At 64.9% G+C, this 13,086-nt stretch carries 1 protein-coding gene; it reads right to left on the reverse strand.

Annotated elements, in window-relative coordinates; translation table 11 throughout:
* Positions 1-161 precede the first annotated feature (161 nt).
* On the reverse strand, positions 162-13,046 hold the full coding sequence (locus tag ACZRMO_RS12795) for a non-ribosomal peptide synthetase (protein WP_463973087.1): 12,885 nt from the start codon (positions 13,044-13,046) through the stop codon (positions 162-164).
* Positions 13,047-13,086: the final 40 nt, after the last annotated feature.

Raw genomic sequence — 13,086 nt, forward strand, 5'->3', positions numbered from 1 at the left:
AACGTTTTTTTATGGATTGGTTTTTTAGCCACGATAAGACTCCTATCCAGCGTTAGATAACCGTCGAGGCTGGCCATGCTGGCCAGAGACTTCGGTTATCTAAGGCTTGGATCAGAAGCTTTGCCTACTGTCAGATCTGACAGTTCTTACCAACGGTCCCCTCACATCCCCTCCAACTCCGCCATCAAATCACTCAACCGATCCACCTTCTCCGCACTGATTTCATTGACGGCCAGCCCATCAATGTACTCAGCCAACTCCGCCACCGTGCTGCATTCAAACATCGCCCGCAACGGCACATCGCGCTGCAAAGTCTTCTGCACCCGCGAGGCAATCTGCGTGGCCAGCAACGAGTGCCCGCCCAGTTCGAAGAAGTTGTCCTGCACCCCGACCTTTTCGACTTTCAACACCTCGGCCCAGATCGCGGCCAGTGTGCCTTCCAGTTCATTGCGCGGTGCCAGGTAATCCTGGCTCTGGAGCTGGCCAATCTCGAGCGCAGGCAAAGCCTTGCGGTCGAGTTTGCCGTTGGCATTCAGCGGCAGCCGGTCGAGCCACAGCCAGTGCAGCGGCACCATGTATTCCGGCAGTTCAGCGCGCAGGCGTTGCTTGATGCGGTCCAGGCGTTCGCTCGGGTTGAGGCTTTCATCGGCAGCGACCACATAGCCGACCAGATGCTTGCCGTTGACGCCTTCCTGCACGCCAACCGCTGCATCGCGCACTTCAGGCTGCTCATGCAGACGCGCTTCGATTTCTCCCAGTTCGATGCGGTAACCACGAATCTTCACCTGATGGTCGATCCGTCCAACGTATTCCAACACCCCATCACTGCGTCGACGTGCGAGGTCGCCGGTGCGATACAGACGCTCGCCCGGTGCGCCAAACGGGTTCGGCACAAACACCGGCGCAGTGCGCAGCGGGTCGCTGACATAACCCCGCCCGACGCCCGTACCGGCCACGCACAACTCGCCGACCGCGCCTTGCGGCACCAGTTCCAGTGCGCCGTCCAGCAGGTACAAGCGGTTGTTGTCCGTCGGCGTACCAATCGGCAAGTAGGTGCCACGGGTCGATGCGGCATCGACGCGGAAGAACGCCACGTCATCCGAGCATTCCGCCGGGCCATAGGCGTTCACCAGACCTACCTCGGGATAACGCTGCAACCACTGGTGCGCCAGCTCCGGCGGCATGGCTTCGCCCGTCGGCAGCATCCAGCGCAAGCCGTCGAGGCCGATGCGGTCCTGGGCCAACATGCCCTGGATCAGCGACGGCACGCTCTCCAGCACCGTGATGCCCTGCGCCTGGACATGCTCAAGCAAGCCTTGCGGATCATGGGCCAGCGCGTTCGGCACGATATCCACCCGTGCGCCAAACAGCGGCGCAGCGAGGAACTGCCACACGGAAATATCAAAGCTCTGCGAGGCGGTCTGCGCGATCACATCCGCGTCGCTCAGGTCCAGGTACGGCACCTTGCTCAACTGGTTGTTGAGCATCCCGCGCTGTTCGACCATCACGCCTTTGGGCAGGCCGGTGGAGCCCGAGGTGTAGATCACGTAGGCGAGGTTGTCCGGGGCGCTGTAGACCTCGGGATTCGCGCCACGGGCCGGGACTTCTTCCCACACCAGCAACTGGCAGTCGAAGCCTTCGAGCAACTCGATGGCCTGCTCGCGGCACGCTTCGGTACACACCAGCAACGGTGTGCGGCTCAAGTCGATGATGCTGCGCAAACGCTGGCTCGGCAGCCCTGGGTCCAGCGGCAAGTAGCCCGCGCCGGCCTTGAAGCTGCCGATGATCATGCCCAGCAGGTCGAGATTACGCTCGCCCAGCAACGCCACCGGTTGGTCCAGACCCACGCCCGCTTCGATCAACGCATGGCCCAGGCCGTTACTGCGGCGGTTCAATTCGTCATAGGTCCACTGCTGGTCCAGGCAACTCGCGGCAATCCGCTCTGGATGCGCCGCCACCTGGGCTTCAAACAGCTCGACATAGCTGCGCTGCAACGGATAGTCGTGCGCGCTCTGATTGCAGCCGTCCACCAGGAATTCGCGCTCCTGTTCGCCAATCAACGGCAGCTCGGCCATGTCGCCATGGAAACCCTGCACCAGCGCCAGCAGCAGGCGCTTGAACTCGCCGAGCATGCCTTGCACGGTGCTTTCGTCGAAATAACGTTGGTCATAGGACAGGTGCAAACCGAGGTCATCGCCCGGGTAACACACCGCCGTCAGCGGGAAGTTGGTGTGGGTGCGCCCAGAGTCCGAAGTGGCATTCAGGCTTTGTGCACGGTCCAGCACCGAGACTTCCACCGGCGCGTTTTCGAACACGAACAGGCTGTCGAACAGCGGTTGGCCCTTGGGCAGTTCGCTGTGTTCCTGGATCGTCACCAGCGGCAGGTATTCGTACTCGCGCAGCTGCATATTGCTGTCGAGCAGGCCGCTCAGCCATTGGCGCACGCTGCACTTCTGATCGTCCTCGGGCAGCTTCACCCGCAGCGCGATGCTGTTGATAAACAGGCCGACGGTGCGTTGCATCTCGGGCATTTCCACCGGGCGACCGGCCACAGTGACGCCAAACAGCACGTCACGGTCGCCGCTCAAGCGCCGCAGTACCAAGGCCCATGCCGCTTGGGCAAAGGTGTTGACGGTCAGTTGATGGGCCTGGGCCAGCTCGCGCAATTGCGCACCGTCGCGGGCATCGAGACGGGTGTAGCAGTCGCCCACCACCATGCCGCCGTGGCCGGCGTGGTCACGCATGAATGGCCGGTCACTCGGGATCGGCGTGGTGCGCTCAAAGCCTTGCAGGTTGTGCTGCCACCACTGGCGCGCCTCGTCCAGGTCCTGGCGTTGCAGCCAGGCGATGTAGTCGCGGTAGCGCGGCGGCGTGGCCAGTTGCGCGTCGCGGCCTTCGCCGAGGGCCAGGTAGATATCGAAGAAGTCATTCATCAGCAACGAACGGCACCACGCATCGATGAGGATGTGGTGGTTGCTCATCATGAACCAGTAGCGCTCGGCGCCGACACGGATCAGGCGCAGGTGGAACGGCGCCTGGTTGAGCAGATCGAAACCGGCTTCGCGCTCTTGCTTGAGCAAGGCTTGCAGGCGCGGTTCCTGTTCATCTTCCGCGTCGGCGCTCCAATCCAGGTACTCAATCGGCGTGCTGCCGGGTTTGTGGATCACTTGCAGCATGTCGGCGCCGACGTTCCAGCAGAACGACGCACGCAAGGCTTCGTGACGGGCGATCACCGCCTGCCAGGCCTGGGCGAAACGCTCGGGGTCGAGGGCGCTGTTGATACGGTAACGGTCCTGCATGTAGTAGAGGCCGGTGCCCGGTTCCAGCAGGGTGTGCAGCAGCAGGCCTTCTTGCATCGGCGTCAGCGGGTACACGTCTTCGATGGCGCTGGCCGGCACCGGCAACCCATCCAGCTGCGCCTGGCTCAGGTGCGCCAGCGGGAAGTCAGACGGCGTGAGGCCACCGGCATCGTCCCGCAGGCAATGGGCGATCAGGCTGTGCAGTTCGGCGAGGTAGGCGTCGGCCACTTCGCGAATGGTCTGCTGATCGTGGCGTTCGCGGCTGAAGGTCCAGCGCAGCACCAGTTCGCCGCCGTATACCTGGCTGTCAACGCTCAAGGCGTTGGGCAGCGGCGCGTCGGGGTCATGGGCGAGGCCGGCGGATTCGTCCAGCGGGTGGAACAGCGCCTCGCTGCCGAAGCTCTGGTCGAACTGGCCGAGGTAGTTGAAGGTGATCTCGGCGCTCGGCAGCGCGGCCATGGTGCGCTGGGTCAGGTCGTCCGCGAGATAGCGCAACACGCCATAACCCAGGCCTTTGTGCGGCACACCGCGCAGTTGTTCCTTGATCGCCTTGATCGACGCGCCCTGCTCCAACTGCGGCGTCAGGCGCAGCGGGTAAGCGCTGGTGAACCAGCCGACGCTGCGGGTCAGGTCGATGTCATCGAACAGGGTTTCGCGCCCATGGCCTTCCAGTTGGATCAGCGCCGAAGGCTGCCCGTTCCAGCGGCACAGCACACGGGCCAGCGCCGTCAGCAGCAGGTCATTGACCTGGGTGCGATAGGCGCTCGGCGCCTGTTGCAGCAACTGGCGGGTGTGCTCGGCATCCAGGCGCACGCTGACGGTATCGGCATCGCGATTGCGCAGGCTGCCGTGGGGACGGTCTGCCGGCAACGCGAGCGCAGGCCCGGCCAATTGCGCCTGCCACACGCCCAACTCTTCACGCAGGGATTCGCTGCCGGCATACGCCTGCAAACGCGCGGCCCAGTCACGCAAAGCGCTGGTCTTGGCCGGCAGGCTGACGGACTGGCCGTCGCTCAACTGGCGGTAGACGTTTTGCAGGTCTTCGAGCAACACGCGCCACGACACGCCGTCCACCACCAGGTGATGGATCGCGATCAGCAGGCGTTGCTGGCCCTCGGGACCGTCCACCAGCAAGGCGCGCAGCAGCGGGCCGTGTTGCAGGTCGAGGCTGCGCTGGGTATCGGTGAACAGCGCGGTGCAATCTTGCATGTCGCGCACTTGCGCCTGCATCAGCACGCCGCCTTGAGGCACGGCCAAGTGCTCGGCGTGCCACTGCGCATCGCGCTGGGTGAAGCTCAGGCGCAGGGCGTCGTGGTGTTCCAGCACCGCCAGCAACGCTTGCTCCAGGCGGTGCGGATCAAGCAGTTGCAGCGGCTTGAGCAACAGCGCCTGGTTCCAGTGCTGACGCTGGGCAATCTCGGTGTCGAAGAACCAATGCTGGATCGGCGTAAGGCCCGAGCTACCGGTCAACACGCCCTGCTCCGCCGTGACCTGTTCGGAGCGCGTGGCCACGGCGGCCAGGGTTTGCACGGTCTGGTGCTGGAACAGGTCGCGTGGGCTGAAATGAATCCCGGCCTGGCGCGCACGGCTGACCACCTGGATCGACAGGATCGAGTCGCCGCCCAGTTCAAAGAAGTTGTCGTCGAGACCGACTTGCTGCACGTTCAACACCGCGCACCAGATCGCCGCCAAGGTGCTTTCCAGCTCATTGCGCGGCGCCACGTAGTGTTGGCGATTGGCTTCGGGGTCTGGCTGCGGCAAGGCGCGGCGGTCAAGTTTGCCGTTGGCGGTCAGCGGCATGCTGTCCAGCACGATCAGGTGCGCGGGCACCATGTAGTCCGGCAGTTGCGCCTTGAGGTGAGCTTTCAGCGCATCACGCAGTGGAGCTTGGTCGGCATCGCTGACCAGGTACGCCACCAGCTGTTTGCCGCTTGGCGAATCCAGCGCCAGCACCACCGCTTCGCGCACGGCTTCGTGCTCCAACAGGCGGGTTTCGATCTCACCCAGTTCGATGCGGAAACCACGGATTTTCACCTGATGGTCAATCCGCCCCAGGTATTCCACCAGGCCATCGGCGCGCTGACGCACCAGGTCGCCGGTGCGATACAAGCGCCCGCCATTGCCGGCAAACGGATCGGCGACAAACCGCTCCGCCGTCATCCCCGGACGCTGGTGATAACCCTGGGCCAAACCCGCCCCACCGACGTACAACTCGCCGGTGGCACCTTGCGGCACCAAGGCCAGGTCGGCGTCAAGAATGTACGCCACGCGGTCGCCAATGATGCTGCCGATCGGCACGCTGGCAGCGCCCTCTTCCAGTTGCTCGGGCGCAAGGCTGGCTAGCGGCATCACCACGGTTTCGGTCGGCCCATAGGCGTTGAAGAACACCTCGGGCTGGAACGCCGCGCGGATACGCTGCAAGTGTTCACCGGTCAGCGCCTCGCCACCGGTGATGCACATGCGCACCGGCAGGGTCTGCTGCTGGGTCGCCAACCACTGCGCCAATTGACTGCCGTAGCTCGGCGTGAAACCGAGGATATTGATGCGATGGAGGCGAATCAGCGCGCAGATTTCTTCCGCGTCCCACTGGCCCTGGGCACGCAAGACCACCTGCGCGCCACTGAGCAACGGCACCAGCAGGCGCTCGGTGGCGGCGTCGAAGTTGATCGAGTAGAAGTGCAGCTCACAGTCATCCGGGCGCATGCCGAAACGTTCGATCACGGCCTGGCAATGCATGGCGATCTCGCCGTGGGCCACCACCACGCCTTTCGGCTTGCCGGTGGAACCCGAGGTGTAGATCAGGTACGCCTGATGCTGCGGCAGATTGATAAACGGCAACTCATCCGCCGGGTAGTTGGCGAGCACCGGCAAGTCATCTTCCAGGCACCAGCACGCCACGGTCGCCGGCAATTCGCCGAGGGCTTCGAACATCACAGCATCACTGAGCAGCAGGCCGATGTCGCTGTCTTCGATCATGTAGTGCAGGCGGTCGAGCGGGTATTCCGGGTCCAGCGGCACGTAGGCGCCGCCCGCCTTGAGGATCGCCAGCAGGCCGATGACCATCTCCAGGGAACGCGGCAGCGCCAGGCCGACGCGCACCTGCGGGCCGACGCCGCGCTCACGCAGCATCCAGGCCAGGCGGTTGGCGCGCTCGTTCAACTCGCGGTAGCTGAGGGTCACGCCAGCAAAGGTCAGAGCCGGCGCATCGCCACGGGCCAGCGCCTGTTGGCTGAACAGTTGATGGATGCAGTGGTCGAGACGGCGTTCGCCCTGCTCGACGCCCAGGCTGTCCTGCAACGCGCGTTGCTCGGCGGCGCTGAGCAATGGCAGTTCGCTGAGACGCTGTTGCGGGTTGGCGATCAGTGCTTCCAGCAAGTTGCGCCAATGTTCGGCCATGCGCGCAATGCGCGGCTCATCGAACAAGTCGGTGCTGTAGGTCAGGCAGCAACCCAGGCGATGGTCGAGGTCGGTGACTTCCAGGTTGAGGTCGAACTTGGTCGCGCGGGCATCGTTGGCCAGGTACTCGACGGTCATGCCGGCCAGTTCGCGGCTCTGCTGGAATTCCCAGCGCTGCACGTTGCACATCACCTGGAACAGCGGGTTGTACGCCGCACTGCGTGGAGGTTGCAGGGCTTCGACCAAGTGGTCGAACGGCAGGTCCTGGTGGGACTGGCCTTCGATCACGGTGTGGCGCACCTGCTCGAACAGCTCGGCCACATTCATCTGCCCGCTGAGCTGGCAGCGCAGCACCTGGGTGTTGAGGAACGCGCCGATCAGCCCTTCGCTTTCCGGGCGGATGCGGTTGGCCACCGGCGCGCCGATGCGCAGGTCGGTCTGGCCGCTGTAGCGGTAGAGCAACACGGCCAGGGTGGCGATCATGGTCATGAACAGGGTTAGGCCGCGTTCGGCGTTGAAGGCACGCACGCGGGCGGCCAGGTCGTCGCTCAAGTCAAAGCGGTACAGCTCGCCCCGGTGGCTTTGCACGGGCGGGCGTGGACGGTCGCCGGGCAGTTCCAGCAACGGATGCTCGTGACCCAGTTGCGCGGTCCAGTAGTCCAGTTGGCGCTGGCGTTCGCCGGACTCGAGCCACTGGCGCTGCCACACGCTGTAGTCGAGGTATTGCACCGCCAGCGGTGCCAGTGGCGAGGCGCGCTCGTCGATGAAGGCTTCGTAGAGCGCGCTGAGTTCACGGGCAAAGATGTCCATGGCCCAGCCTTCGGTGACGATATGGTGCAGGGTCAGCACCAGGTAGTGCTCGCGTTCGCCGGCCTTGACCACGCAGGCGCGCAGCAACGGGCCGGTTTCCAGGTTGAACGGGGTGTGGGCCTCATGGTCGGCCAGCTGTTGCAGGCGTTGTTGGCGCGTAGCTTCGTCCAGCGCCGAGAAGTCCTGCCAGTCCATGCGCAGGCCGGTTTGCGCCGCGACCTTCTGGTACGCCACGCCATCGACACTGGGGAAGGTGGTGCGCAGGGTTTCGTGACGCATGATCAAGGCCTGCAACGCCGCCTCGAAACGCCCCACATCCAGCACGCCCCGCAGGCGCGCCATGCCGCCGACGTTGTACGCCGGGCTGTCCGGTTCCATCTGCCAGAGGAACCACATGCGCTGCTGGGAATAGGACAGCGGCACCGGTTGGCTGCGGTCGACCCTGGCGATAGCGGTCTGTTGGTTGCGTTGGCCCGACGCCTGGATCAGCCCGACCTGCACGGCAAACGCGCCCAGCTCGCTGGCTTCGAACAAGGTGCGCAGCGGCAGCTCGACGTCACAGGCCTGGCGGGTACGGGAGATGATTTGCGTGGCCAGCAGCGAGTGCCCGCCGAGGGCGAAGAAATCATCGCGCAGGCCGATGCGTGGCAGGCCGAGGACTTCGCGCCAGATCGCGGCGACCTGCTGTTGCAATGCGGTTTCAGGTTCGACGTGTTCGCGGGTTTGCCACACAGGCTCCGGCAAGGCACGGCGGTCGAGTTTGCCGCTGGGGCTCAGGGGCATGGCGTCCAGGCGCATCAACAGCGCGGGCACCATGTACTCCGGCAGCTCGGCGGCCAGGGCGGTTTTCACGTCCTGTTCGTCCAATTCGGTGTGGGCGGTGTAGTAGCCGATCAACTGCGCATCCCGCACCAGCACCACGGCTTGGGCAATGCCATCGAGGGCCAGCAGGCGCGCTTCGATTTCTTCCGGTTCCACGCGAAAGCCGCGCAGCTTGACCTGCTGATCGAGGCGGCCGAGGTATTCGAGCACGCCGTCGGCGTTCCAGCGCACGCGGTCGCCGGTGCGATACAGGCGTGCGCCGGCCGCGCCCAGCGGGTCAGCGATAAAACGCTCGGCGGTCAAGCCAGCGCGGCCCAGATAACCCCGCGCCAGGCCGATGCCACCGATGCACAGTTCACCCGGCACGCCGAGGGGCAGCAGGTTGAGGTGCTCATCCAGTATGCGGCAGATCACATTGCCCAGCGGCCGGCCAATCGGCGAACGCTCACCATCTTCCGCGCGGCAATGCCAGTGGGTGACGTTGATCGCGGTTTCCGTGGGGCCGTAGCGGTTGTGCAACTGCACTGCGGGCAACTGCGCCAACACGCGGTTGCGCAACTCGGCGGGCAAGGCTTCGCCACCGGAGAACAGGCGGCGCAGGCTGGTGCATTCGGCCGCCAGCGGTTCGTCGATAAACAACTGCAACAGCGGCGGCACGAAGTGCAGCGTGGTCACGCCGTGCTGCTGCACCAACTGCGCGATACGGTGCGGGTCGCGATGCTCGCCGGGGCCAGCCAACACCAGGCGGCAGCCGGTGATCAGCGGCCAGAAGCATTCCCACACCGAGACGTCGAAACTGATCGGCGCCTTTTGCATCAGCACGTCGGTTTCATTCAGTTGGTAAGTGGCCTGCATCCACTGCAAGCGCTCAGCCAAGGCCGCATGCGTATTGCCCACGCCTTTGGGCTGGCCGGTGGAACCGGAGGTGTAGATCACGTAGGCGAGGTTGTCACCGTGCAGGTGCAGGCCCGGTGGCTGGGTGGGCCAGCTGTCGAGGTGCAGGCTGTCCATGGCAATCACGCACACGCTTTCGGCGGCGGGCAGTTGCTCCAGCAGCGAGGTCTGGGTCAGCAGCAGTTCGACGCCGCTGTCGTTGAGCATGTAGGCCAGGCGTTCGGCGGGGTAATCCGGGTCCAGCGGCACGTAGGCGCCGCCGGCCTTGATGATCGCCAGCAGGCCGATCAGCAGCTGCGGCGAGCGCTCGGCGGCGATGGCCACGCACACGTCCGGGCCGACGCCTTTGTCGCGCAGGTAGTGGGCCAGGCGATTGGCCTGGGTGTGCAGTTGGGCGAAGGTCAGACTGCCGTCCTGCCAGACCAGCGCGGTGTTGTCCGAGGCCTGGGTGTTGAGCAAATCGGGCAGCCATTGCTGGGCCGCTGCGCACGGTGCTTCGCCCCACGGTTGCGGTTGTTGTTGCATCAGCGGCAGGTCGCCGATGGCCTGTTGCGGTTGCTCGCACACGGCGTGCAGCAGGTTGACGAAGTGTTCGGCGAGGCGCTCGATGGTCGCGGTGTCAAACAGTTCGTCGGCGTAGTCGAACGACAGACTCAGGCGCCCGTTGCGGTCTTCTTCGCTGTGCAGTTGCAGGTCGAACTTGGCTTCGCGGCTGTGCCACGCCAGCTCGTCGGCGAGCATCCCCGGCAGTCGACGCAAGGCGCTGAGGTCGCGTTGCTGGTGGTTGAACATGACCTGGAACAGGCCTTGCTCGCGGGCCTGGGGGAAGGCTTCGAGCAGTTGTTCAAACGGCAGGTCCTGATGGGCCTGGGCGCCCAATGTGCGCTCGCGGGTGGCCGCCAGCAACTGGTTGAACGCCAGCCGTCCATCCAGCTCGGCACGCAAGACCTGGGTGTTGATGAAGAAGCCGATCAGGCCCTGGGTTTCCTGGCGCGGGCGGTTGGCGTTGGGCACGCCGATACGGATATCGCGCTGGCCGCTGTAGCGGTAGAGCAAGGTCTGAAACGCTGCGAGCAACAGCATGAACGGCGTGGCTTCGTTGGCCTGGGCGGCCTGGCGGATCGCGGCGCTGAGGCGCGCGTCCAGGCGCACGCTGTGGCGCGAGGCGCTGTGAATATGCTGCGACGTGCGCGGGTGGTCGGTCGCCAGACTGAGCGTTGGATGCTCTTCACCCAACTGGTTTTTCCAGTACGCCAATTGGCGCTGGCCTTCACCCTCGGCCAGCCATTGACGCTGCCAGCTGCCGTAGTCGGCGTATTGCAGCGCCAGTGGCGGCAGCTCCAATGCCTGGCCTTGGCAAGCGGCAGCGTACAGGCGGGAGAACTCGTCGATAAGAATATTCAGCGACCAGCCATCGGCAATGATGTGGTGCAAGGTCACCAGCAACTGGTGATCTTCATCGTCGAGGCGCACCAGGGTCACCCACAGCAGCGGGCCTTTCTCCAGGTCGAACTGGGTACGTGCTTCGTCCTCGCGGATTTGCTGTGCACGGGCTTCGCGCTCGGCGTTGGGCAGGTCGCTGAGGTCGATGATTTGCAGGTCGAAATCGGTGCTTGGGTCGACACGCTGGAAGGCCTGGCCGTCGCGTTCGTAGAAGCGCGTGCGCAGCGCTTCGTGGCGCTGGATCAGGTGCTGGAAGCTTTGGCGCACCGCGTCTTCGTCCAGTTCGCCGCGCAAACGCAAGGCGCCGGGGATGGTGTAGGCGCTGCTCTGCGGGTCCAGTTGCCAGGTGATCCACAGGCGGTTTTGCGCCAGGGATTGGGGCAGCTCTTCCTGGCGCGACAGGCGCTGGATGGCGCCTTGGGCGACGCCACCGTCGTGCTGCAATTGCGCGACGCTGGCGGCAAAGGCGGCGAGTGTCGGCGCTTCGAACAGCAGGCGCAGGTTCAGCTCCAGGCCGAGGGTTTCACGCAGGCGGGCAACCACCTGGGTGGCGGTGATGGAGTTGCCGCCGAGCAGGAAGAAGTGATCGTCGGCGGCCACCGTCGCAAGGTTCAGCTGTTCGCACCAGATCGCGGCGATCTGGTTTTGCAGCGCAGATTCCAGCGCCGCGCCAGTGGCGGCCGCTTGCAGGTCGGGGAATTGCGCGTAGCTGTCGAGGCTGCCATCGGCATGGCGCAGGCCGCACGCCGCGCGCTGCACCTTGCCGCTGGAGGTCTTGGGCAGCGCGCCGGGGTTGAGCAACACCACCACGCAAGGCGCTTCTTGATAAGCCTCGGCGACGGCTTGGCGGATTGCCTTGATCAGTGCTTCGGGCGGCAGGATTTTCTGCACGCTGCGGCTGATTTCGGCGGCGATGCCGATGCCTTCCAGGCCGCCGTCATTCACCGCGAATGCAGCGACCCGGCCTTTGCGCACCACCTCCACTTCGCGCTCGATGGTTTGCTCGATGTCCTGCGGATACAGGTTGTGACCGCGCACGATCAGCAGGTCTTTCAGGCGCCCGGTGATGTACACCTCGCCAAAGCGCATAAACCCGAGGTCGCCGGTGCGCAGCCAGGTGCGGCCGGCGTGTTGCACAAAGGTTTTGGCCGTGGCTTCAGGGTTGCGCCAGTAGCCATGGGCGATGCTGGGGCCGCTGGCCCAGAGTTCGCCGACGCAGTTGTCCGGCAATTCGGCGAGGGTGTGCGGATCGGCGATCAGTACCGCGTGCTCCGGCTGGCTGGTGCCGCAACTCATGATCGCGCTGCCCTGCCCCGGCTCGGCGCGGTTGGCCGCCAGTGCTTGCTCATCGACGCGCAGCGCGGGGATGCCATGGCCACGTTTGCCGCCGGCGACAAACAAGGTCGCCTCGGCCAGCCCGTAGGAGGCGAAGAAATTGTCCGCGGTGAAACCACACACGGCGAACTTCTCGGCGAAGCGCTCCAGGGTGTCGAGGCGGATCGGTTCGGAGCCGGAATAGGCCACGCGCCACTTGCTCAAGTCCAGGCGTTCGAGGGCCGATTCGCTGACCCGCTCGCTGCACAGGCGGTAGGCGAAATCCGGGCCGCCGCTGATGGTGCCGCCGTATTCACTGATCGCTTCCAGCCAGCGCAACGGCCGGCCCAGGAAGTACGCCGGCGACATCAGCACGCACGGCACGCCGCTGAAAATCGGTTGCAGCAGGCCACCGATCAGGCCCATGTCGTGATACAGCGGCAGCCAGCTGACGATCACGTCGTCGGGGTTGAGGTCGATGCCAAAGCCGCGGCGGATCAGCACTTCGTTGGCCACCAGGTTGCCGTGGCTGACTTGCACGCCCTTGGGCAAGGCGGTGGAACCGGAGGTGTATTGCAGGAAGGCGATATCGTCGGGCTGCAGGTCGGGGGCGATCCAGTCGCCCGCCGTTTCGAGGTTATCGACGCTTAACACCGGCGGCGCGTTTTCAATCTGCGACAAGCCTTCGGCGAGACTGGCGATGGTCAGCAACAGGCGCGGCTCGGCATCGCTGATGATCGACAGCAGGCGCTCCTGGTGATGGCGGCGGGTGGACTCCGGCGGATAGGCCGGCACTGCGATGACCCCGGCGTACAGGCAAGCAAAAAACGCCGCGACGTAGTCCGGGCCGCTGGGGAACAACAGCACCGCGCGGTCGCCCAGCTCGGCGTTGGCCTGCAAGGCGGCGGCGATGGTGCGGGCGCGCTGGTCAAGGTCACGGTAGCTGAGCACGACGCTCTGCTCGGCGGACTCGGCGAGGAAGCGCAGAGCCACCTGGTCCGGGGTCTGCGCGGCGCGACGTTGAAGGGACTGGACCAGGGTACGGGGAAGTTCGAAGGCGTCCATCATGGGGTTCCTGCCTGAAATCGGCTTACGGGAAATTCGGGAA

It is taken from the genome of Pseudomonas sp. B611 (assembly GCF_055407965.1).